21 protein-coding genes are annotated in these 21,962 nt (G+C 56.1%); 6 read left to right on the top strand and 15 right to left on the bottom strand.

Annotated features, from left to right (window positions below):
* Positions 1 to 389 precede the first annotated feature (389 nt).
* Positions 390 to 530: a YjjY family protein gene (gene yjjY / locus M8013_RS04585; protein WP_001541509.1), complete on the bottom strand. Its 141-nt coding sequence runs from the start codon at positions 528 to 530 to the stop codon at positions 390 to 392.
* A gap of 95 nt (positions 531 to 625) precedes the next feature.
* Between yjjY and arcA the strand changes: the two genes are divergently transcribed.
* Positions 626 to 1,342, top strand: coding sequence for a two-component system response regulator ArcA (arcA, locus tag M8013_RS04580; protein WP_032616427.1), 717 nt, complete (start codon positions 626 to 628; stop codon positions 1,340 to 1,342).
* A gap of 45 nt (positions 1,343 to 1,387) precedes the next feature.
* On the opposite strand, the gene creD is transcribed toward arcA, so the two are convergent.
* The 4 genes from creD to creA are packed head-to-tail and all read right to left on the bottom strand — an operon-like array spanning position 1,388 to position 5,395.
* Complete coding sequence (creD, locus tag M8013_RS04575) at positions 1,388 to 2,740, bottom strand: cell envelope integrity protein CreD (RefSeq protein WP_271266629.1); 1,353 nt, start codon at positions 2,738 to 2,740, stop codon at positions 1,388 to 1,390.
* Between the two features lie 56 nt (positions 2,741 to 2,796).
* Positions 2,797 to 4,221, bottom strand: coding sequence for a two-component system sensor histidine kinase CreC (gene creC / locus M8013_RS04570; protein WP_271266628.1), 1,425 nt, complete (start codon positions 4,219 to 4,221; stop codon positions 2,797 to 2,799).
* The gene (gene creB, locus M8013_RS04565) at positions 4,221 to 4,910 is read right to left on the bottom strand and encodes a two-component system response regulator CreB (protein ID WP_271266627.1); all 690 of its coding nucleotides are present in this window, start codon (positions 4,908 to 4,910) and stop codon (positions 4,221 to 4,223) included. The genes creC and creB overlap by 1 nt, the downstream gene beginning before the upstream one ends.
* 14 nt (positions 4,911 to 4,924) lie before the next feature.
* A complete protein-coding gene (gene creA, locus M8013_RS04560) occupies positions 4,925 to 5,395 on the bottom strand; it encodes a protein CreA (protein WP_271266626.1) in 471 nt (156 codons plus the stop codon).
* Between the two features lie 213 nt (positions 5,396 to 5,608).
* On the opposite strand from creA, the gene robA reads away from it, so the two are divergent.
* Entirely contained in the window at positions 5,609 to 6,478 is an 870-nt protein-coding gene (gene robA / locus M8013_RS04555) for an MDR efflux pump AcrAB transcriptional activator RobA (protein ID WP_271266625.1), read from the top strand.
* Here the strand turns inward: robA and gpmB are convergent.
* A complete protein-coding gene (gene gpmB, locus M8013_RS04550) occupies positions 6,475 to 7,122 on the bottom strand; it encodes a 2,3-diphosphoglycerate-dependent phosphoglycerate mutase GpmB (RefSeq protein WP_271266624.1) in 648 nt (215 codons plus the stop codon). The genes robA and gpmB overlap by 4 nt on opposite strands.
* Before the next feature lie 49 nt (positions 7,123 to 7,171).
* Between gpmB and yjjX the strand changes: the two genes are divergently transcribed.
* Positions 7,172 to 7,687 carry an inosine/xanthosine triphosphatase gene (gene yjjX, locus M8013_RS04545; protein ID WP_271266623.1) on the top strand — a complete coding sequence of 172 codons (516 nt, stop codon included), beginning with the start codon at positions 7,172 to 7,174 and terminating at the stop codon, positions 7,685 to 7,687.
* A 47-nt stretch (positions 7,688 to 7,734) separates the two neighbouring features.
* Here the strand turns inward: yjjX and trpR are convergent, their stop codons facing one another.
* Both trpR and sltY read right to left on the bottom strand, forming a co-directional pair.
* Positions 7,735 to 8,061 (bottom strand): trp operon repressor, encoded by a 327-nt coding sequence (gene trpR, locus M8013_RS04540; RefSeq protein ID WP_271266622.1) that lies wholly within the window; start codon positions 8,059 to 8,061, stop codon positions 7,735 to 7,737.
* Between the two features lie 56 nt (positions 8,062 to 8,117).
* Positions 8,118 to 10,055: a murein transglycosylase gene (gene sltY / locus M8013_RS04535; RefSeq protein WP_271266621.1), complete on the bottom strand. Its 1,938-nt coding sequence runs from the start codon at positions 10,053 to 10,055 to the stop codon at positions 8,118 to 8,120.
* 219 nt (positions 10,056 to 10,274) lie between these two features.
* Between sltY and ettA the strand changes: the two genes are divergently transcribed.
* Entirely contained in the window at positions 10,275 to 11,942 is a 1,668-nt protein-coding gene (ettA, locus tag M8013_RS04530) for an energy-dependent translational throttle protein EttA (protein WP_271266620.1), read from the top strand.
* A 94-nt stretch (positions 11,943 to 12,036) separates the two neighbouring features.
* Here ettA and nadR read toward each other — a convergent pair whose 3' ends face one another.
* The 3 genes from nadR to serB all read right to left on the bottom strand — a co-directional run bounded on the left by nadR (position 12,037) and on the right by serB (position 15,795).
* Positions 12,037 to 13,269: a multifunctional transcriptional regulator/nicotinamide-nucleotide adenylyltransferase/ribosylnicotinamide kinase NadR gene (nadR, locus tag M8013_RS04525; RefSeq protein ID WP_271266619.1), complete on the bottom strand. Its 1,233-nt coding sequence runs from the start codon at positions 13,267 to 13,269 to the stop codon at positions 12,037 to 12,039.
* Between the two features lie 160 nt (positions 13,270 to 13,429).
* A complete protein-coding gene (gene radA, locus M8013_RS04520) occupies positions 13,430 to 14,815 on the bottom strand; it encodes a DNA repair protein RadA (protein ID WP_271266618.1) in 1,386 nt (461 codons plus the stop codon).
* 11 nt (positions 14,816 to 14,826) lie between these two features.
* Positions 14,827 to 15,795: a phosphoserine phosphatase gene (gene serB, locus M8013_RS04515; RefSeq protein ID WP_271266617.1), complete on the bottom strand. Its 969-nt coding sequence runs from the start codon at positions 15,793 to 15,795 to the stop codon at positions 14,827 to 14,829.
* A gap of 120 nt (positions 15,796 to 15,915) precedes the next feature.
* Here serB and M8013_RS04510 point away from each other — a divergent pair, with 120 nt between their 5' ends.
* Together M8013_RS04510 and lplA are read left to right on the top strand one after the other, a co-directional pair.
* The gene (locus tag M8013_RS04510) at positions 15,916 to 16,560 is read left to right on the top strand and encodes a YtjB family periplasmic protein (protein WP_271266616.1); all 645 of its coding nucleotides are present in this window, start codon (positions 15,916 to 15,918) and stop codon (positions 16,558 to 16,560) included.
* A gap of 38 nt (positions 16,561 to 16,598) precedes the next feature.
* Positions 16,599 to 17,615 carry a lipoate--protein ligase gene (gene lplA / locus M8013_RS04505; RefSeq protein WP_271266615.1) on the top strand — a complete coding sequence of 339 codons (1,017 nt, stop codon included), beginning with the start codon at positions 16,599 to 16,601 and terminating at the stop codon, positions 17,613 to 17,615.
* 51 nt (positions 17,616 to 17,666) lie between these two features.
* Here the strand turns inward: lplA and deoD are convergent, their stop codons facing one another.
* The 4 genes from deoD to deoC all read right to left on the bottom strand — a co-directional run bounded on the left by deoD (position 17,667) and on the right by deoC (position 21,952).
* On the bottom strand, positions 17,667 to 18,389 hold the full coding sequence (gene deoD / locus M8013_RS04500; protein ID WP_271266614.1) for a purine-nucleoside phosphorylase: 723 nt from the start codon (positions 18,387 to 18,389) through the stop codon (positions 17,667 to 17,669).
* A 130-nt stretch (positions 18,390 to 18,519) separates the two neighbouring features.
* Positions 18,520 to 19,743 carry a phosphopentomutase gene (gene deoB, locus M8013_RS04495; protein WP_271266613.1) on the bottom strand — a complete coding sequence of 408 codons (1,224 nt, stop codon included), beginning with the start codon at positions 19,741 to 19,743 and terminating at the stop codon, positions 18,520 to 18,522.
* Between the two features lie 51 nt (positions 19,744 to 19,794).
* Positions 19,795 to 21,117, bottom strand: a complete 1,323-nt coding sequence (gene deoA, locus M8013_RS04490; RefSeq protein WP_271266612.1) for a thymidine phosphorylase — start codon at positions 21,115 to 21,117, stop codon at positions 19,795 to 19,797.
* A 55-nt stretch (positions 21,118 to 21,172) separates the two neighbouring features.
* A complete protein-coding gene (gene deoC / locus M8013_RS04485; protein WP_271266611.1) occupies positions 21,173 to 21,952 on the bottom strand; it encodes a deoxyribose-phosphate aldolase in 780 nt (259 codons plus the stop codon).
* Positions 21,953 to 21,962: the final 10 nt, after the last annotated feature.

Here is a 21,962-nt window from a genome sequence, read left to right as displayed (position 1 = left end):
TTTTTAGACAGTTAGCGGGTAAAAATGTGATGGGCATCAACATATTACGCAGCGCAAATTTACAAATATGCAACAGAAATCACCGAAATAGCGTTTCACTACAAATTAAAAGCGCTAAACTATTTCCTCAATAAACAATGAGAGATATTGTTAAAGAATAGCACTTATCCCCATGTTTATTAATGATAATATCTTCTTCGATGCGATATTGACATTGGATTCACCTTGTTTATTAATCAAGAGTCGCAACTAGTTGGTTTATTGAAAAAATGTGACAAAAGAAACCAATCCGATACGATGATTTCATCGAACTGTTAACGTGCTACAATTGAACTTGATATATGTCAACGAAGCGTAGTTTTATTGGGTGTCCGGTGTCTCTTAGCCTGTTATGTTGCTGTTAAAATGGTTAGGATGACAGCCGTTTTTGACACTGTCGGGTCCAGAGGGAAAGTACCCACGACCAAGCTAATGATGTTGTTGACGTTGATGGAAAGTGCATCAAGAACGCAATTACGTACCTTAGTCACGTTACGCCGGTCATGTTAATTTATGGCATGTATCAGGCTGGTCAGGGACTTTTGTACTTCCTGTTTCGATTTAGTTGGCAATTTAGGTAGCAAACATGCAGACCCCGCACATTCTTATCGTTGAAGACGAGTTGGTAACACGCAACACGTTAAAGAGCATTTTCGAAGCAGAAGGCTACGATGTCTTTGAAGCGACCGATGGCGCAGAGATGCATCAGATCCTTTCTGAAAATGATATCAACCTGGTTATCATGGACATTAACCTGCCGGGTAAAAACGGCCTGCTGCTGGCGCGCGAACTGCGTGAGCAAGCGAATGTCGCGCTGATGTTCCTGACTGGCCGCGATAACGAAGTTGATAAAATCCTTGGCCTGGAAATTGGTGCAGATGACTATATTACCAAGCCGTTTAACCCTCGCGAGTTAACCATTCGTGCACGCAACCTGCTGTCCCGTACCATGAATCTGGGCACAGTCAGCGAAGAGCGTCGTAGCGTAGACAGCTACAAATTCAACGGTTGGGAACTGGATATTAATAGCCGTTCTCTGGTCAGCCCGCAGGGCGATCAATACAAGCTGCCGCGCAGTGAATTCCGCGCCATGCTGCACTTCTGCGAAAACCCGGGCAAGATCCAGTCCCGTGCAGAGCTGCTGAAAAAAATGACCGGCCGTGAGCTGAAGCCGCACGACCGTACCGTTGATGTCACCATCCGTCGTATTCGTAAACACTTCGAATCCACGCCGGATACGCCAGAAATCATTGCCACCATTCATGGTGAAGGCTATCGTTTCTGCGGCGACCTGCAGGAGTAATCCTGCATTTAACGCATTAAAAACGGCGCTTTTGCGCCGTTTTTTTTATTTCCAGATCCGCAGCGTATCCTTATCTGGCGCAGTGGGCGGCTCTGTGCGTTTCGACTGAGAAAGCGAGTACCAGTCAAAGTGACGCGTCAGGTACATCACCGCAAACAGTGCCAGCGCCATAACCGCAGAGCCCAGCAGCAGCGCGCTATCTTCCGACCGCAGCAGGAACCACATCACTACATCCAGCCCCAGCAGCGCCAGAACAAACATCCCGCTCCGCTTCCAGCTTTTCAGTACCGCCTGCAGATAAACCCCGTTCATCAGCGCTCCGATCAGGCTTGCGATAATCCACGCAGGGGTAAAGCCAACATGCTCTGACAACGCCAGCAACACCAGATAGAACAGCACCAGCGACAGCCCTACCAGCAGATACTGCATCGGGTGCAGGCGGAGCCCGGTTAAGGTTTCGAAGACGAAAAAGGCCATGAACGTCAGAGTGATAAGCAAAATGGCGTACTTGATTGCCCGGTCGGTCAGCTGGTAATGATCGGCAGGCGTCGCCACCGTCACGCTAAAGGCCGGAATGGTATTCCATTCTGGGGTCTCTTTGTCGTCGAACCAGCCTCCCAGATTGTTCGCAAACCAGCTGCTCTGCCAGTTGGCGCGGAAGCCCGAGGCGCTGATGTCATGTTTAACCGGCAGATAGTTGCCCATAAAACCGGGGTGCGGCCAGTTGCTGGTGAGGGTCATTTCGCTATTTCGCCCGACCGGTACCACCGAAAAACTGCCAGTGCCAGCCAGATTCAGGGTCATCTCCAGGGTGAAGGTTTTCAGCGTCATCACCTTGTCGCTCAACGGCATATGAATGCCAGATAATGGCCCATACACACCTGAACCAGGCTCTACGCTTAAGGTCTCACCGTTGATTTTTGACACGTTAACCGCGCCAATCCCGCGTGCATCCCCCACGCCCGTCACGATAAACGGCTGCCCGAGCGTTACCGTTTCCCCCTTCAGCTGCGCCAGTTTATCGGTCGTAAACTGCGCTTTGATATTGAGGCTGGTATTCCAGATCTGACCGTCATAGATCCCGATGCTTCGCGATTCAACCTGCTGATTACCTTCAACCAACAGAGACTCCGGCAGGATAAAGTGCATGTAGCTTCGTTTATGCTCGGTCTGCTTGTCGTCCTCGTACTTGTAATAAATCTCGGTGACCGGAATGGCAATCAGCGGGCCAACCAGCTGCTGCGGGCCGCTGGTACTTTGGCGAAGGGTGTTTTCGACATCATTGCGATAGTTTTCACGCTCTGCAATCAGCGTGCTTACCATCATCAGTGGAATGATTAACAGCAGGATGCACCCCAGCAGGGTGCTTACTTTCCAGAACAGGGGGGATTTCATCATTAGCTCTCCTTTGTAATGAGGAGAGCGTAAACCTGCTATGTGCGGTCAGTTTGAAGTTATGTGAAGGGACGGTGAAGTGTCAGCCGGGCCTCAACGCCACCCTCCGGGCGATTACGAAGATCAATCTCGCCGTGATGCAGTCGAGCCACCTCCTGAACAAAGGCCAGCCCAAGTCCGCTGCTTTTCAGGCCATTACTGCGCGGGAGCGAGTAAAAGCGCTCGAAAATACGTGGCAGCGCATAATCAGGTATCCCGCTGCCGCTGTCGATCACCTTGAGCTGCACCTGCTGATACGCCTCTAAGGCCGCCAGCACGATGCTTCCACCTTCCGGCGTAAAGTCGATCGCGTTATCCAGTAAATTCCCCAGCGCTTGCTCGAGCAACGCCTCATCGCCATTGACTGCCAGCGAGGCGCTCTGCTGCGTCAGGGTGATATTTTTCGCGGCCAGCAATGCGGATCGCATATCGACCAGCCGCCTGAACAGCCCCTCAAGGTTTACCGTCGAGGGGGTAATCTCGACGCGGTTTTCCAGCTTCGCCTGTTCAAGCAGCTTTTCTACCAGCGACTGCATCCGCGCGTTTTGTACCAGAATGTTATCGATAAATCGCGCAGCAACCGCCGGTGGCGGCTGTTCTGCAAGAATTTCCGCCGCCCCGCGGATCGCCGCTAGCGGGCTTTTTAACTCATGTGTCAGCGCGTGAACATACTGCTCAATATAGTTTTTACCTTCGAGGCGGATGCGCATATTTTCCAGCGCCTGTGCCAGTTTGCGCAGCTCGCTGCTGCCCGGATCGGGCAAGGGTAAAGGCGTATCCTGGGTGACTGAGTCGGCATAGCGCGACAGCGTGCCAATCGAGCGGTTAATCCACCACGCCACGACCAGACCAATAAGCAGGGCGATGCCCAGCAGTGCCCCACCCGCCCACAGGATCCGCCGCTCACTGCGGTTGATCACCGGTGCCATCGCGCTGTTGGGTTTCCCCACGCTTAACACCCCGACGATCTTCCCCTTGTCGACGATCGGCGCTGCGACGTACATCACCGTACTTTGCGGATCGCTGGGATCGCTCAGCGTGCTGCGCGCGCCATACTCACCGCGCAGGGTGCGCCAGACGTCGTTCCAGCGGGAGTAATCCTGCCCGAGCGCGTGACCGGCTGAATCAAACACTACCCGGCCCTGCGCATCGGTCATGTAGACGTGATACTCATTGCGCACTTTATGAATACCGCCGATGTTGGCACGAAACGGCCGCTGATGAAGTTGCGAAAACGCCTGCGCCAACCTGCCGTTTTGCGCATCACCGTTCAGCAGATCGTCACGCCCCACTTCGGCCAGCAGCGTCGCCGTATCGATCAGCGTGCCTTCGGTCGCACGCCGCACGCCGGGCTTCACTTCCTGGACAAATATCGACAAAACGAACCATGCGGCGATGGCAACGATCAGGAAATAGCCCAGCAGCAGCCGCATCCCAATGCGCATTAAGACAGCCCCAGACTGTAGCCGAGCCCGCGGTGGGTCGTAATGGGGGACAGTTGGGCATCAATGGCGCGTAATTTCGCGCGCAGCGTTTTGATGTGGGTGTCGACTGTGCGGTCGAAGCTGTCTCCGGCATCACCCCAAACCCGGTCCATCAGCTGCTGACGGGAAAAAACGCGACCAGGCGCGTGCAACAGCGTTTTCAGCAGCAGAAACTCATAGCGCGTCAGCGCTAAAGATTCGCCGCACCAGCTGATATGCGCCGCAGGTTCATTCAGCTCAAACTGACCGATGCGGACTACGTCAGAGGGCGCGGCGGACTTTTGCATCCGACGCAAAATGGTGCGTACGCGGGCGCAGACTTCGCGCGGCGAAAACGGCTTGGCGACGTAATCATCGGCCCCCATTTCCAGCCCCAACAGTTTATCCACCTCATCGCTGCGGGCGGTGAGAAACAGCACCGGCAGAGCGGGATGTTGGGCAAGAAGCTGGCGGCACAGCTCAAACCCGCTGATGTCCGGCAACCCGACGTCGAGGATCGCCAGCGCAGGCACCTGCCGACGCGCCTCATCCAACGCGGGCAGCCCGCGTTCAAAGGCTTTCACCGAAAAGCCCTCCTGCGACAGCATGTAGATAAGCGTCTCGGCAATACTGATTTCGTCTTCCACCAACCAGATCAACGGTTGCTGCATGAGGGTTCCCTGATTTAGTGCCACGGCATAATAGGTACGGCGCTCAACGCATTTTTCGGTGAACCTTCCACGACCTTGTCGGAGTAGGCCAGATACGCCAACGTATTGCGCTTCGCATCGTAGAAACGCACGACCTGCAGTTTTTTGAACACCAGCGAGGTTCGTTTCTGGAACACCACCTCGCCATGCGATTTACCGCTTTTGATCTTATCGCTCAGCTCAACCGGGCCAACCTGCTGGCAGGAGATAGCCGCATCGGAGGTATCTTCGGCAAGGCCAAGACCGCCTTTAATGCCACCGGTTTTCGCCCGGCTGATATAGCAGGTCACGTTTTTTACATCAGGATCGTCAAAGGCTTCGACGACAATTTTGTGGTCTGGCCCGAACACCTTAAACACGGTATCAACCGAGCCAATTTCCTCTGCCTGAGCAGCGTGGCCGGTCAACAGCAGAAGCGTTACAGCGATCAATGTCTTGTATTTCATATTGTTACCATATTTTAAAATTGCACTGAGTAATTATTCAACAATCATACGGAAAAAGGTAGCAAGATCACAGGATTAGCAAAAAGGCCCGCAGAGCATTCGGAAATGCGCATTTATGCGCAAAAAAAACACTGAATGCTAAAAGATCAAAAAATGCTATTATCCGCTAACCTGTTAGCAGGGTGTCTGCTGTTTTAAGGATGAGGATAGTATATGGATCAGGCTGGAATTATTCGCGATCTTCTTACCTGGCTGGAAGGCCATCTGGATCAGCCTTTGTCACTCGATAACGTGGCGGCAAAAGCGGGTTATTCTAAGTGGCATTTACAACGGATGTTTAAGGATGTCACCGGTCATGCCATCGGCGCCTATATTCGTGCGCGTCGTCTTTCCAAATCCGCCGTGGCGCTGCGCTTGACTGCGCGTCCGATTCTGGATATTGCCCTGCAGTATCGCTTTGATTCGCAGCAGACGTTTACCCGCGCGTTCAAGAAACAGTTTTCGCTCACCCCTGCGCTCTATCGCCGTTCACCGGACTGGAACTCGTTCGGCATGCGGCCGCCGCTGCGTCTGGGTGAATTCGCGATGCCAAAACATGAAATCGTTACCCTGCCCGAAACGCATCTGGTCGGCACCACCCAAAGCTACTCGTGTTCGCTGGAGCAGATCTCCGAATTTCGTCATCAGATGCGCGTCCAGTTCTGGCGTGATTTTCTCAGCCATGCACCGGCCATTCCGCCCTTGCTGTACGGCCTGAACGAAACGCGCCCGAGCCAGGAAAAAGATGACGAGCAGGAAGTCTTTTATACCACCGCATTAACCCCTGAAATGGCCAACGGTTATATTCAAAGCGCGAAGCCGGTAGTCGTGGAAGGCGGTGAATACGTGATGTTCACCTACGAAGGGCTGGGTAATGGCATTCAGGACTTTATCATGACGGTGTACGGTACCTGCATGCCGATGCTGAACCTGAACCGCAGAAAGGGTCAGGATATTGAGCGTTACTACCCGGCCAGTGATGTCAGGCCGGAAGCACGCCCAATCGATTTGCGCTGCGAATACTTGATTCCTGTCCGCCGCTAGCGCTGAAGCTCATCTAACGCAGGGGCATCAAGGTGCGAGATATCCCCTGCCATCTCCACAATCCAGCCGGAAGCCAGCCACGGACTCTGCTGATAGTCGATGCGGGACAGCGAGCAGTTACGCAAACGCAGTCGGCGTTCCGCCCAGGCCGGAAGTCCCAGAATGGTACTCACCAGACAACCCAACGCCATCCCATGACTGACCAGTAACGGTCGGCTGCCTTGTGGCAGCGCCAGGCAGGCCGCCAGCGCCGCGTGCATCCGCTCGCTCAGCTCCAGCATGGATTCGCCATCCGGGATGCGGCCATCTTCGGTGCCGTTGACCAGGGTCTTACGCCAGCCCTCTTCGGCCTCGGTCAGCGAGTCGATATGGCGTTTTTCCAATACCCCCATATCCAGCTCGCGAAGACGGGCATCGACAGTGACATCGCAGCCGCAGGCTTGCGCGATAATCTCTGCTGTCCGTCGCGTGCGACCTAAATCGCTGGCGATAACGTGGGTGATGCCAAGGGTTTTGGCGCGCTCAGCAACCTGCCACGCCTGTTCCTCACCCTTCGCAGTCAGTGGGCTGTCTGACTGGCCTTGAATACGTCGCTCGGCGTTCCACTGCGTTTCACCGTGGCGAACAAGGTATACCTGTAACATGCTTTTTTTCCGTTATACTGCGATGATATTTTTAGAGTTAGGTTTAATTATGCACCAGGTTGTCTCTGCTACCACTAATCCTGCCAAAATTCAGGCAATTCTAAGGGCATTTGAACAGATCTTCGGCGAAGGATCCTGCCACATTGACGCTGTAAGCGTCGAGAGCGGCGTCCCGGAACAGCCCTGGGGTAGCGAAGAAACGCGATCTGGCGCACGAAATCGTGTCGTTAACGCCAGGCAGGCGCGCCCGCAGGCCGACTACTGGGTCGCCATTGAAGCCGGGATCGACAACGACAGCACCTTTAGCTGGGTGGTGATTGAAAGCGCGACCCAACGCGGCGAGGCCCGTTCTGCCACCCTGCCCCTTCCGGCAATCATTCTGGAAAAAGTCCGCGCAGGCGAGGCGCTGGGGCCGGTAATGTCGCAGTATACCGGCATCAATGAAATAGGTCGCAAAGAGGGGGCCATTGGTGTGTTTACCGCCGGAGCGCTCACGCGATCCAGCGTTTATCATCAGGCGGTGATTCTGGCACTAAGCCCGTTTCATAACACCGTTTACCGCTGATCAATGACCCGCAGCCGTTTCTTGTAGGCCTGATAAGCCTAGCGCCATCAGGCGTTTTTCAGCAGCACCTGCTCCAGCCACTGACGCAGTTCAACCGGAGCGGATTTCAGGCTGTTTGACCCGCGGGTGATCGTCGCGATGCCCGCGCCCAGCTCGCTTTTTAGTTCACGCTGGCTCATCTCCCCGCGCAGCAACTCTTCAATAATCCGCACCCGGGTGCCCAGCGCTTCGCGCTCGTCCGGGGTTAGCATCAGTTGAAGCAAGGGTAAATGCAGATCCTGTTCATAAGACTGGCGAAGCAGCTCCACAAAACTAAGCCACTCCTGATGACGCTGTTCGGCCATAGCCGATGAATAAGGGGAATGCTGGGTCATGTTATGCCGCCTTTCGTACTCTTAAACGAGTACAAGCATAACATAACCCACGCCGATCAGTAACGACGCTGCCACTCACTGTCGTTCATCAGGCTATCCTTCTGCCCCATGAAGTAGCGATAGTAGGCATCGTACGCCAGCACATTCTTCACATAGCCGCGGGTTTCCGAGAACGGAATACTTTCGACAAATGCCACCGCATCAATGCGCCCGGCGCTGTTGCCCAGCCAGGTTCGCACCCGTCCCGGACCGGCGTTATAGGCTGCCGAGGCGAAAATGCGGTTATCGCCAAACTGGTCGTAAACACTCTGCAAATAGGTGGTACCGATGTTGATGTTGGTATCAGGATCCAGCAGCTGTGAAGGACTGCTGTAACCCGGAATAGCAAACTTCTTCACCGTGTGCGCCGCAGTGGCAGGCATCACCTGCATCAGACCGCTGGCACCCACCGGGGAGCGCACTTTCGGGTTCCAGGCGCTCTCCTGGCGCGCAATCGCCATCGCATAGCTGACAGGAATATCTTTCCCCTGGGTATAGCGATCAAACAGATCTTTATAGGCCAGCGGGAAACGTTCTTCGAGATGATCCCACAGCTTACCGGCGATCGTCGCCTGCACGCTCAGATCCCACCAGTGGTTGTCAAAGGCGTAGCGAGCCAGCTGCGCTTTCTCGTCGACGGTGTGGCTGGTAACCAGGTTAGCCCATTCGCTGCGGGCGGTGTTGTCCAGATTCCAGTACATCAGCTCGCGCACCCGCGCCATCTCCGGGCCTTGCACCAGGGCGGCGTTGACACCCGACGGGGCCTTATCGATTTTAAAGGTGTACTCTTCACCAAGCCGCTGCGCGGCCGCCATCGGATAAAACCCGCGCTGCTGCATCAGGCTACTGAGGATCGTTTTTGCTTCATCATTGCGACCGCGCTCCAGCAGTAGATCGGCCTGCCAGTAACGCCATTCGTCCTTCTCTTTGGCTTCCATCGGCAGGCGCGCCAGCCAGGTATTCAGGCCGCGGCGATCGCCGTTACCCAGCGCCATGCGCACCCGCCGTTCCACCAGCGATATGGAGTTTGAGCGCATGATCGCATCATCACGCCAGCGAGCCTGTTCGTCGGTGATGTCATTACCCATCAGCCGCCACGCCACGATATCGCGCAGCTCCTGAGTCTGATCCTCATTCAACTTCTGTGCTTCGGCAAGCGAGGGGATCATCAGCCGCGCATTTTCCGCGTCATCCCGCGCCACGCTGGTAAAGGCGACCGCCGCCATCTGCCGGGTAAAATCGGTGGCGCCGGTGTTACGGGCAAAGTTCATCACCGTGTTGGGGTCGTTAGCCAGCTGGATCAAGGCGCTGGAGATGGTCTGGTACTCCGGCGGCATCTGCCCGGCGAGCGTGGTCACCAGACGGGTGTTGCCCGACTTCATCGCCAGGCGGATCCGCTCAAGATACGCCAGTGGATCCTGCTTACCGGATCCACGCCAGGCACCGAACAGCGAGTCGCAGGCATTGGGCTGGCTTTTGCCGGTGAGCCACAGCTCTTTCGCCCCATTCCAGGCCTCTTCTTGCTGGCCCGTCGCCCATTTCGCATAGTAATAATTACACTGCGCTTCCGTGGTGCCGGGCTTTTCCGGGCTAAAGGCCAGCAGGCCACGCCAGTCCTCTCGCCGCGCCAGCTCATTCACAAAGCGCGACTGTAACGTGCGCGCGGGCGGTAGCGTCGGGTTGGCCTGAATAAAGTTGCTGACGGCGACGGTGGGCTGGTTCATCAGATCGTCGGTAATCTGGCGATATTCCAGATACGGGTACAGCGGATAGGCTTTCAACGTGGGCATCAGCGCCTGGACGGTGTCCATCTGCCGCTGATCCCACGCCTGTTTAATCTGTGCATAGCGATTACGTTGTTCATCCAATGAATCGGCTCGCGCTGCGCTACTGATCGTCAGTACGCAGACGCTGGCAGCCAGCAATCGCCAGGCTACCTGTTTGGCTTTTACCACACGCTCGTCCTCTGTTAATCGTTGTTAAATGCAGCGTCTTGCCGCGCAAAGCGTCTTTAACTTATGCTAACCAGGCATCAGACAACGCGCCACGTCATGGACACATTTTTACCTTTCTTGCGCCCTTTAACACTCCCGATGTCGATGGCTGGGATTAGAGAGGGAAAAAGGCTACACTTCGCAGCTATTCTCATCACGATAAAAGAGGCGAAGTCCAACGTGGCTCAATTCGTTTATACCATGCATCGTGTCGGCAAAGTGGTTCCGCCGAAACGTCATATTCTCAAAAATATCTCGCTGAGCTTCTTCCCAGGCGCAAAAATCGGCGTTCTGGGCCTCAACGGTGCCGGTAAGTCCACCCTGCTGCGCATCATGGCCGGCATCGATACAGACATCGAAGGTGAAGCCCGTCCGCAGCCAGGCCTCAAAATCGGTTACCTGCCGCAGGAACCGAAGCTGAACCCGGAACATACCGTCCGAGAGTCCGTAGAAGAAGCCGTTGCCGAAGTAGTTAATGCGCTGAAAGGTCTGGACGAGGTGTACGCGAAGTACGCTGAACCGGATGCGGACTTCGACAAACTCGCGGCCCAGCAAGGCAAGTTTGAAGAGATTATCCAGGCGCACGACGGCCACAACCTGAACGTCCAACTGGAGCGCGCGGCCGATGCCCTGCGTCTGCCGGACTGGGATGCGAAAGTCGACAAACTCTCCGGGGGTGAACGCCGCCGCGTCGCGCTGTGCCGTCTGCTGCTGGAAAAGCCAGACATGCTGCTGCTCGACGAACCAACGAACCACCTGGATGCGGAATCCGTCGCCTGGCTGGAACGCTTCCTGCACGACTTCGAAGGCACCGTGGTGGCGATCACCCACGACCGTTACTTCCTCGATAACGTTGCTGGCTGGATCCTGGAGCTGGACCGCGGTGAAGGTATTCCGTGGGAAGGTAACTACTCCTCCTGGCTTGAGCAGAAAGATCAGCGTCTGGCGCAGGAAGCTTCTCAGGAAGCCGCCCGTCGTAAATCGATTGAGAAAGAGCTGGAGTGGGTTCGTCAGGGCGCTAAAGGCCGTCAGTCTAAGGGCAAGGCCCGTCTGGCACGCTTTGAAGAGCTGAACAACGCTGAATACCAGAAGCGTAACGAAACCAACGAACTGTTCATTCCACCTGGAGCTCGTCTGGGCGACAAAGTGGTTGAAGTCAGCAACCTGCGTAAGTCTTACGGCGATCGCCTGCTGATCGAAGACCTGAGCTTCGCCGTACCGAAAGGGGCGATTGTCGGGATCATCGGTCCGAACGGCGCGGGTAAATCGACGCTGTTCCGCATGATGTCCGGTCAGGAAGCGCCTGACAGCGGCACGATTACCCTGGGCGATACCGTGAAGCTGGCCTCCGTTGACCAGTTCCGTGACGCGATGGATAACAGCAAAACCGTGTGGGAAGAAGTCTCTGGCGGGCAGGATATTATGCGTATCGGCAATACCGAGATGCCAAGCCGTGCCTACGTGGGTCGCTTCAACTTTAAGGGTGTCGATCAGGGCAAACGCGTGGGCGAACTGTCCGGCGGTGAGCGCGGTCGTCTGCACCTGGCGAAGCTGCTGCAGGTTGGCGGCAACGTTCTGCTGCTCGATGAACCAACCAACGACCTGGATATCGAAACCCTGCGCGCGTTAGAAAACGCCCTGCTGGAGTTCCCAGGCTGTGCGATGGTTATCTCGCACGACCGTTGGTTCCTGGACCGCGTGGCAACCCACATCCTGGATTATCAGGATGAAGGCAAAGTGGAGTTCTTTGAAGGTAACTTCACCGAATACGAAGAGTACAAGAAACGCACGCTGGGCGCCGACGCGCTGGAGCCGAAGCGTATCAAGTACAAGCGTATTTCGAAATAAACGCAAAACGGCAACCAACAGGTTGCCGTTTTTTTATGTTTGTTCCCTCTTCGCGTGGGAGAGGGCCAGGGTGAGCGCATCAGGCCGCACGGGTTTACCCCTTCTCCCCCATCATCTCTTTCACCAGATCCACGCAGCGCAGGAAACGGCCGTCGTAATCCGCCTCTTCCACATGCTTAAAGTCGATGTTATTCGCTTCCAGCATCTCCACCAGCATGGTCTGGAACTCTTTCCTGTCCACTGAGCTGCCCAGGCTGCGCATCCCGTCGGCCACCCACGGGGTGTTGTTCTCCACCAGGATCACCAGATCAAAGCGGTACTCGTCGATCAAGGCTTGCACAAACGGATGTTCACGCCCTTCGTATTTTTTACAGAACGCCTGAGTGGTGACAAAATCGGTATCGACAAATGCAACCTTGTTGGCATATTTAACAGCGAAATCAATGTACTGCGCATGACCCAGCGCGATTTTATCGTAGTCGGAATACTGGAGCGCCATCTCATCGCCGCCGAGATGCGAAAAGACATAATCGCGTCCGTATTCCCAAGCGCTGGTGGTGTTAAAGATGTTCGCCAGCTTGTTGACCAGCGTGGATTTGCCGCTGGATTCCCCGCCGAGGATCGCCACGGTACGGACGAAGAACGGCTTCACTTCCGTTGGGATGTACTCCCAGTAGCGGAACGGGTTTTCACGGATCTGCCCCCCGCTGATGTTCATAAAGGTGCGCCTGGGATCGATTAGCACCGTTTCCGTGCCCAGGTGCTGCGGATATTGCAGCGCATCGGACTCTTCAGAGGTGTAAATCCAGTTAGGCTGAATGCCTTTTTCTTCCATGAACGCTTTAATGCCGTTGCTCCACACGTCCCAGCCGTGCGGATAGGGCTCCATGCCCTCTTCGTTAAAGGCATGAATGCGGATATTTTTCTGATACTTAAAGGTCTGCAGCAGCCAGCGCAGGCGGTCAGATACGGTGGGCTGCTGCGACATGGCGCTGGCTTCAAACAGCTCGCGGTCGCGCTTCTCATCGTAGCCCATGATGATATGCAGTTCGTCCACCTGGCTACAGGCGCGCTGGATCAGATAGACATGCCCGGTATGCAGCGGATAAAACTTGCCGAACACCACGCCAATGTTCTTGTGCAGACGCGGGAATTCAAGCCCCAGAAAGCGGTGCAGCGCTTCCAGCTTTTGCGCGCTGGGGCTTTTGATTTTGGCATTCAACAGCTGGCTTAAGTAGCCCTTGGTCATTCCGCTGGCTTCCGCCACCTGCTGCAAGGTGCAGTTTTTCTGGCGGATTGCGGTTTTAAGATAGTCAAATGACGACATAAATTACGGTGCCTCCTGCAACATCGAATACGTATACCCTAAATAATTCGAGTTGCAGGAAGGCGGCAAGTAAGCGTATCCCCGGTCACTTACTAAAGTAAGTGACCGGGGTAAGCGAACGCAGCCAACACACATGCAACTTGAAGTATGACGGGTATAATTATAAGTCGTCAAAGACGGTTAGCGCATCAGAGAGTTTTTTGACAGGGAACACTTTCATCCCTTCCGGCAGTTTTTTGGGTACGTTCGCGGCGGGCACAATCGCCCGGCGGAAGCCGTGCTTCGCCGCTTCAGAAATACGCTCCTGGCCGCTCGGCACCGGACGAATTTCGCCCGCCAGCCCCACTTCACCAAACACCACTAAATCCTGCGGGAGCGGTCGGTTGCGCAGACTCGAGACCATCGCCAGCAGAAGCGCCAGGTCCGCGCTAGTTTCGGTCACTTTTACCCCGCCCACGACGTTGACGAACACGTCCTGATCCGCCATCTGCAGACCCCCGTGGCGGTGCAGCACCGCCAGCAGGATCGCCAGACGGTTCTGTTCCAGACCGACGGCGACACGACGCGGGTTGCCCATCATCGAGTGATCGACCAGCGCCTGGATCTCGACCAGCAGCGGACGGGTGCCTTCCCAGATCACCACCACCGAGCTGCCAGAGGTCACTTCATCGCCGCGGCTTAAGAAGATGGCCGACGGGTTGCTAACTTCGCGCAGCCCCTGCTCCGTCATGGCGAAAACGCCCAGCTCGTTGACGGCACCAAAGCGGTTTTTATGGCTGCGCAGAGTACGGAAACGGGAATCGGCATCGCCATCCAGCATCACTGAACAGTCGATACAGTGTTCCAGCACCTTCGGACCGGCCAACGAACCATCTTTGGTGACGTGGCCGACCATGATGATCGCCACGTCGCGCGTTTTGGCAAAGCGCGTCAGGTAGGCCGCCGTTTCTCGCACCTGGGCGACGCTGCCCGGCGACGACTGAATGTCCGCCATGTGCATCACCTGAATGGAGTCGATGACCATCAGCTTCGGCAGCTCTTCTTCGGCAATCATGCAGATCTGCTCAATGCTGGTTTCGGAGAGCATATTCAGGTTGGCGGTCGGTAACCCCAGCCGATGCGCACGCATCGCTACCTGCTGCAACGACTCTTCCCCGGTGACGTACAGAGTTTTCATGTTCTCGGCGAGCTTACACATCGTTTGCAGCAGCAGGGTCGATTTCCCGGCTCCCGGGTTGCCGCCGATCAGGATTGCGCTGCCTGGCACCACCCCGCCCCCCAGCACCCGGTCGAACTCTTTAAAACCGGTGGAGAAACGCGGCAGGGCTTCGAGACTGATATCAGAAAGTTTCTGGACTTTAGACACGCCCGCGTTGCCCGCATAACCGCTCAGACGCTCGTTACGGGCAACGGTTGGCGAAGCGGCAATACCGCGCACTTCGGTGATGGTATTCCATGCATGACAGGCGCTGCATTGCCCCTGCCAGCGCGGATAATCTGCACCACATTCATTACAGACAAATGCGCGTTTTGGAGCTTTCGCCACGTTTTACCTCGTTATTTCTGATTCACGCTGCCGGAGAGAATGCAGAACACCCCCATCAGGTCAGCATGACGGATAATGACTTCCGCCTTTTCATTGACGGTCGGTTTGGCATGGAAGGCAATGCCCAGCCCGGCCACTTTGATCATCGGCAGATCGTTCGCGCCGTCACCGATCGCTACGGTCTGCGCGGCGGGAATATCATACTTCTCTGCCAGGCGCAGCAGGGTGTTGGCTTTATACTGGGCATCGACGATATCGCCGATCACGTTGCCGGTCAGCTTACCGTCGCGGATCTCCAGCTCGTTGGCCACCACCGCATCCAGGCGCAGCTTATCGCGCAGGTAGTCGGCAAAGAAGGTAAACCCACCCGAGGCAATGGCCACTTTCCAGCCCAGCGTTTCCAGCTTCAACACCAGCTGCGTCAGCCCCGGCATCAGCGGGAGCTTTTCGCGCACCTGCTGCAGGATGTTGGCATCGGCATCTTTCAGCGTGCCCACGCGCTGCTTCAGGCTGGCCGTAAAGTCCAGCTCCCCGCGCATCGCCCGCTCGGTCACCTCAGCCACCATCTCGCCGGTCCCGGCAAGTTTAGCAATCTCATCGATACATTCGATCTGAATAGCGGTCGAATCCATATCCATCACCAGCAGTCCTGGCGTTTTCAGATGCGGGATTTTACCCAGCGGCGCGACATCAAACCCGGCATCGTGTGCCAGGCGGGTGGCGCGCGGGGTCAACGACCCGGCCAGACGGATCACATGATAATCTTCGACACACCAGGCGGCCACGATCACCATTGCTGCGCCCAGTTGGCTCTGATAACGCGTGAGCTGCTGCTTATCCAGACCGCGTCCGTACAGCAGCCAGCCGCTACGGCCCGCATGGTAATCCAGTGGCATTACCTCATCGCCACTAAGAGAGAGCGGCAATCCTGGCCATAAAGGGACTTCATTGGGCAGGTCGCACCAGGTAATGTTTGGCATTAAAGCTCCTGTAAAATCGTTCGCACCGGGAATCATCCAGGGGGTGAAAATAACGCATGAGGCTACCTTGTAACCATCACTTCTGGCAACATTAACCCGAAATTTTTCAGCAGGTGGAATATGGCTCGCGCAAAACTGAAATTCCGGCTTCATCGTGCCGTGATAGTCCTGTCCTGTCTCGCACTTCTGGTGGCGTTGATGCAGGGTGCTTCATGGTTCAGCCAGAACCATCAACGGCAGCGTAACCCGCAGCTTGAAGAACTGGCGCGCACACTGGCGCATCAGGTGACACTCAACGTTGCTCCGGCAATGCATACCGAAACGCCGGATGAAAAACGCATTACCCAGGTGCTTAATCTGCTGACCAAAGAGAGTCGGATCCTGGATGCCAGCGTCTATGACGAAGAAGGTGGGCTGATTGCCCGTGCCGGCGAGCATGTTGCCGTGCGCGACAGGCTGGCGCTGGATGGCAAAAAAGCCGGAGGCTATTTTAGCCAACAAATTGTTGAGCCGATTCAGGGTAAAAATGGCCCTCTTGGCTATCTGCGTCTCACGCTCGATACCCATACTCTGGCCACCGAAGCCAGACAGGTGGATAACACCACTAATATTCTGCGCCTGATGCTGCTGCTCTCGCTGGCGATTGGGGTGGTACTGACCCGCACGCTATTGCAGGGTAAACGCACCCGCTGGCAGCAATCCCCTTTCCTGCTGACTGCCAGTAAATCGGTCCCGGAAGAGGAAGAGAGCGAGAAGAAAGATTAGTGGTAAAGTAGATGCTTGTTTAAGCGAAGGAAACCGCCATGTCTGATTTGCGCCTGCTTATCTCTGATTCGTACGATCCCTGGTTTAACCTTGCGGTGGAAGAGTGCATCTTCCGCCAGATGCCTGCCACGCAGCGGGTGCTGTTCCTGTGGCGCAACGCCGACACCGTGGTCATTGGCCGCGCGCAGAACCCGTGGAAAGAGTGTAATACGCGGCGTATGGAAGAGGACAACGTGCGCCTGGCGCGCCGCAGCAGCGGCGGTGGCGCGGTGTTCCACGACCTCGGCAATACCTGTTTTACCTTTATGGCCGGGAAACCCGAGTACGACAAAACCATCTCCACCCGCATTGTCCTCAACGCGCTGGAGGCCCTGGGCGCCACGGCGGAAGCGTCCGGGCGCAACGACCTGGTGGTGAAAACGGCAGAAGGCGATCGTAAGGTTTCCGGCTCAGCCTATCGCGAAACGCCAGACCGGGGCTTTCATCACGGCACCCTGCTGCTCAATGCCGATCTCAGCCGCCTGGCGAACTACCTTAATCCAGACCAGAAAAAGCTGCAGGCCAAGGGCATCACCTCCGTGCGCGGTCGAGTCGCAAATCTGGTGGATCTGCTGCCCGGCGTGACCCACGAACAGATCTGCGATGCCATTCGCGAAGCGTTCTTTGCCCACTATGGCGAACGCGTCGAGGCAGAAGTGATTTCCCCGGACAACACCCCGGACCTGCCGAACTTTGCCGAAACCTTTGCCCGCCAGAGCAGCTGGGCGTGGAACTTTGGCCAGGCACCGGCGTTCTCCCACCTGCTGGACGAGCGTTTTACGTGGGGTGGTGTGGAGCTGCATTTCGACGTCGAGAAGGGCCATATCACCCGCGCGCAGGTGTTTACCGATAGCCTGAATCCGGCCCCGCTGGAAGCGCTGGCCACACGTCTGCAGGGCTGTTTATACCGTGCGGATACGCTGCAGCAGGCGTGCGAAGCGTTGATCGTGGATTTCCCGGATCAGGAAAAAGAGCTGCGGGAATTGTCGGAATGGATTGCGCGGGCTGTGCGCTAATAAAAAAGCCCGCTGGCGCGATGCTCAGCGGGCTTAAAGAGCATAAACAACTTACTCTTGATCGCCCAGCAGAACGGATTCCAGCGCGATTTTGATCATGTCGTTAAAGGTGGTCTGACGCTCAGCGGCAGTGGTCTGCTCGTGGGTACGGATATGGTCAGACACGGTGCAGATGGTCAGGGCTTTCGCGCCGAACTCTGCAGCCACACCGTAGATGCCTGCGGCTTCCATTTCCACGCCCAGGATGCCGTACTTCTCCATCACGTCGAACATTTCGCCGCCGTCCGGGGAGTAGAACAGGTCAGCCGAGAAGATGTTACCCACGCGCGCGTCAACGCCCAGCGCTTTAGCTGCGTCAACCGCGTTACGCACCATACCGAAGTCAGCAATAGCGGCAAAGTCGTGGTCTTTGAAACGCATGCGGTTCACTTTGGAATCGGTGCAAGCCCCCATCCCGATCACCACGTCACGCAGTTTCACGTCCATGCGTACTGCGCCGCAGGAACCCACACGAATGATTTTCTTCACGCCGAAATCGGTGATCAGCTCTTTGGTGTAGATGGAGCAGGATGGGATACCCATACCGTGGCCCATAACGGAAATTTTGCGGCCCTTGTAGGTACCGGTGAAGCCCAGCATGCCGCGAACGTTGTTCACTTCACGCACGTCTTCGAGGAAAGTTTCTGCAATGTGCTTGGCACGCAGCGGGTCGCCCGGCATCAGGACAACATCAGCGAAATCGCCCATTTCTGCATTAATGTGTGGAGTTGCCATCTTCAGTTCCTTTTCATTTAAATTCGCCCTCTCCCTGTGGGAGAGGGTTGGGGTGAGGGCATCAGGCCGCACCCATGTTTCCTGTGGGAGAGGGCCGGGGTGAGGGCATCAGACCGCACCCCAATTATTATCACAGCATGTTTTTGCCGTAGTCCATCGGGGAGGTACCAAAGTAGCTCGCCAGCGTCTGGCCGATATCCGCGAAGGTTTCGCGATGGCCCAGAGAACCCGGTTTCACTTTCGGGCCGTACACCAGTACCGGGATGTGCTCACGGGTATGGTCGGTGCCGGTCCAGGTCGGGTCGCAGCCGTGGTCAGCGGTCAGGATCAGAATGTCATCTTCACCCACCAGCTCCATCAGCTCTGGCAAACGGCGGTCGAACAGCTCCAGACCGCCAGCATAGCCCGCCACATCGCGGCGGTGGCCCCATGAGGAGTCGAAATCAACGAAGTTGGTGAAGACGATAGTCTTGTCGCCCGCTTCTTTCATCTCTTTGACGGTGGCGTCAAACAGCGCATCCAGACCGGTGGCTTTCACTTTTTTGGTGATGCCGCAGTTGGCGTAGATATCCGCGATTTTACCCACAGAGACAACCTGACCGTCTTTCTCGTCGACCAGCTTCTGCAGCACGGTCGCGGCTGGCGGTTCAACGGCCAGATCGTGACGGTTGCCGGTACGCTGGAAGTTGCCCGGCTTGTCGCCGATAAACGGACGCGCAATGACGCGGCCGATGTTATAGCCACCTTCGGTCAGCTCTTCACGGGCGATTTCGCAAAGCTCGTACAGACGATCCAGGCCAAAGGTCTCTTCATGACAGGCAATCTGGAATACGGAGTCAGCGGAGGTGTAGAAAATCGGTTTACCGGTTTTCATGTGCTCTTCGCCGAGCTGATCGAGGATCACGGTCCCGGATGAGTGGCAGTTGCCGAGGTAACCCGGCAGGTTGCCGCGCTCAACCAGCTTATCCAACAGTTTCTGCGGGAAGCTGTTTTCGTGATCGGAGAAGTAGCCCCAGTCGAACAGGACCGGTACACCGGCAATTTCCCAGTGACCAGACGGGGTATCTTTACCGGAAGAGAGCTCGTGCGCCCAGGCGTATGCGCCCACCACTTCCGCGTTGCCATCCATACCTGCGGCAACGTTGCCGGTAGAACCTTCGTGGGCTTTCACCAGGCCCAGACGGGTCAGGTTAGGCAGATTGAGCGGGCCTTTACGACCTGTGTCCGCTTCACCTTTTGCACAGGCTTCAGCGATGTGACCCATGGTGTCTGCACCTGTGTCACCAAAGCGATCTGCGTCTTCTGTAGCGCCGATGCCGAATGAGTCCAGCACCATAATAAATGCACGTTTCATATATTCTCCGTACTCAGTGCTTCATAAAAAAGCGATCAGATCAGTATACCGCTATTCGGTAATGCGACGATAGACGGTTGGTGTGCTTTCCGGCGCTTTATCCGCCAGAGTGATGGCCGCTTTCATCGCTTTCGCGGCTTCCTGCCAGCTGTTTTCATCTTTGGCGTGGATCACCGCCAGCGGACGCTGTCCGTCAACGCTGTCGCCCAGACGGGCCATCTCGGTAAAGCCAACGCTGTAATCAATGCTGTCGGATGCCTGACGACGACCGCCGCCCATGGAGACCACCGCCATACCCAGCGCACGGGTATCCATCTCAGAGACGAATCCTTCGCTGTCCGCGTAAACGGCTTTGCTCAGCGTCGCGGTTGGCAGGTATTTGGCGTAGTTTTCCACGAAATCGGTCGGGCCTTTCTGCGCGGCAACCATGCGGCCAAAGATCTCAGCCGCTTTACCGTTATCCAGCACTGCCTGCAGTTTTGCGCGCGCGTCGGCGTCGTCCTGGGCAAGCTTGCCGGAGATCAGCATCTCCACGCACAGCGCCATGGTGACGTCGAGCAGACGCGGGTTACGGTATTCACCGGTCAGGAACTGCACCGCTTCGCGGACTTCCACCGCGTTACCGGCGCTGGACGCCAGCACCTGGTTCATGTCGGTCAACAGCGCGGTAGTCCGTACGCCAGCGCCGTTGGAGACGCCAACGATCGCTTCGGCAAGCGCCGCAGAGAGTTCATAGGTCGGCATAAAGGCGCCGCTGCCCACTTTCACATCCATCACCAGCGCATCCAGCCCTTCGGCCAGTTTCTTGGCGAGGATCGAGGCGGTGATCAGTGGGATGGAGTCGACGGTCGCGGTAATGTCACGCGTGGCGTAAAAACGCTTGTCCGCCGGAGCGAGGGAGCTGGTCTGGCCGATAATCGCCACACCCACATCTTTAATAATTTCGCGGAAGCGATTGTCATTCGGGAAGATATCAAAGCCCGGAATGGCTTCGAGTTTGTCGAGGGTGCCGCCGGTATGACCGAGGCCGCGCCCGGAGATCATCGGAATATAGCCGCCGCAGGCAGCGACCATTGGCCCCAGCATCAGCGAAGTGACATCGCCCACGCCGCCGGTGGAGTGTTTATCGACGATCGGACCGTTAAGATTCAGGCTCTTCCAGTCCAGGACAGTTCCTGAATCTCGCATCGCCATGGTCAACGATACCCGTTCTGGCATCGCCATATCGTGGAAGAAAATGGTCATCGCCAGAGCAGCAATCTGCCCTTCAGAGATGGTGTTGTCACGAATGCCGTTGATAAAGAAACGGATCTCTTCGTCACTTAAAGCATGACCATCACGTTTTTTACGAATAATTTCTTGTGCGAGAAACACGGTAACCTCCCGAAAGTAGGCCGGGTAAGCGTCGCGCCACCCGGCAATTCAAATCTTAGTAGCTGCTTGCGCTCTTACCGTCGCCATGGCCCAGCGCTTTCAACAGGCTTGCCAGCAGGCTGGATGCGCCGAAACGATAGTGACGGGCATCAGCCCAGTCTGCACCAAACAGCTCATCGGCAATCGCCAGGAACTGCTGCGCGTCTTCCGCAGTACGTACGCCGCCTGCTGGTTTGAAACCAACGGTTTTTTCCACGCCCATATCGCGGATCACTTCCAGCATGATGCGTGCGCTTTCCGGGGTGGCGTTAACCGGCACTTTACCGGTAGAGGTTTTGATAAAATCAGCACCTGCTTTAATCGAGATTTCAGACGCTTTACGAATAAGGGCTTCTTCTTTCAGCTCGCCGGTTTCGATAATCACTTTCAGCAGCACGTCAGCCGCTGCACAGGCCTCTTTACAGGCTTTCACCAGATCGAAACCAATCTGCTCATTACCAGCGATCAGCGCGCGGTACGGGAAGACCACGTCCACCTCGTCTGCGCCATAAGCGATGGCGGCGCGGGTTTCTGTCAGCGCGATCTCGATGTCGTCGTTGCCGTGCGGGAAGTTAGTCACGGTAGCGATGCGCACGTCCGGCGTACCCTGCTCGTTCAGGGTCTTACGGGCGATAGGAATGAAACGGGGATAGATGCAGACAGCCGCGGTGTTACCGACTGCGGTTTTCGCCTGATGACACAGCGCGATCACTTTCTCGTTGGTGTCGTCATCATTCAGGGTGGTCAGGTCCATCAGTTTCAACGCGCGCAGGCTGCTTGCGGTTAAGTCGGTCATAACATTCTCC

It is taken from the genome of Silvania confinis (assembly GCF_025564085.1).
In the GTDB taxonomy this organism is placed as follows: domain Bacteria; phylum Pseudomonadota; class Gammaproteobacteria; order Enterobacterales; family Enterobacteriaceae; genus Enterobacter; species Enterobacter confinis.
Note: the sequence above shows the minus strand (reverse complement) of the source record. Positions and strands in the feature narration are given on the sequence as shown.

Bases quoted from the DNA above. Each gene is read 5' to 3' on its own strand.
- creB (WP_271266627.1), bottom strand. From the start codon at position 4,910: ATGCAGCAACCGTTGATCTGGTTGGTGGAAGACGAAATCAGTATTGCC.
- nadR (WP_271266619.1), bottom strand. From the start codon at position 13,269: ATGTCGTCATTTGACTATCTTAAAACCGCAATCCGCCAGAAAAACTGC.
- serB (WP_271266617.1), bottom strand. From the start codon at position 15,795: ATGCCAAACATTACCTGGTGCGACCTGCCCAATGAAGTCCCTTTATGG.
- M8013_RS04510 (WP_271266616.1), top strand. From the start codon at position 15,916: ATGGCTCGCGCAAAACTGAAATTCCGGCTTCATCGTGCCGTGATAGTC.
- creA (WP_271266626.1), bottom strand. From the start codon at position 5,395: ATGAAATACAAGACATTGATCGCTGTAACGCTTCTGCTGTTGACCGGC.
- lplA (WP_271266615.1), top strand. From the start codon at position 16,599: ATGTCTGATTTGCGCCTGCTTATCTCTGATTCGTACGATCCCTGGTTT.
- deoB (WP_271266613.1), bottom strand. From the start codon at position 19,743: ATGAAACGTGCATTTATTATGGTGCTGGACTCATTCGGCATCGGCGCT.
- creC (WP_271266628.1), bottom strand. From the start codon at position 4,221: ATGCGCATTGGGATGCGGCTGCTGCTGGGCTATTTCCTGATCGTTGCC.
- gpmB (WP_271266624.1), bottom strand. From the start codon at position 7,122: ATGTTACAGGTATACCTTGTTCGCCACGGTGAAACGCAGTGGAACGCC.
- robA (WP_271266625.1), top strand. From the start codon at position 5,609: ATGGATCAGGCTGGAATTATTCGCGATCTTCTTACCTGGCTGGAAGGC.
- deoD (WP_271266614.1), bottom strand. From the start codon at position 18,389: ATGGCAACTCCACACATTAATGCAGAAATGGGCGATTTCGCTGATGTT.
- trpR (WP_271266622.1), bottom strand. From the start codon at position 8,061: ATGACCCAGCATTCCCCTTATTCATCGGCTATGGCCGAACAGCGTCAT.
- yjjX (WP_271266623.1), top strand. From the start codon at position 7,172: ATGCACCAGGTTGTCTCTGCTACCACTAATCCTGCCAAAATTCAGGCA.
- arcA (WP_032616427.1), top strand. From the start codon at position 626: ATGCAGACCCCGCACATTCTTATCGTTGAAGACGAGTTGGTAACACGC.
- creD (WP_271266629.1), bottom strand. From the start codon at position 2,740: ATGATGAAATCCCCCCTGTTCTGGAAAGTAAGCACCCTGCTGGGGTGC.
- deoC (WP_271266611.1), bottom strand. From the start codon at position 21,952: ATGACCGACTTAACCGCAAGCAGCCTGCGCGCGTTGAAACTGATGGAC.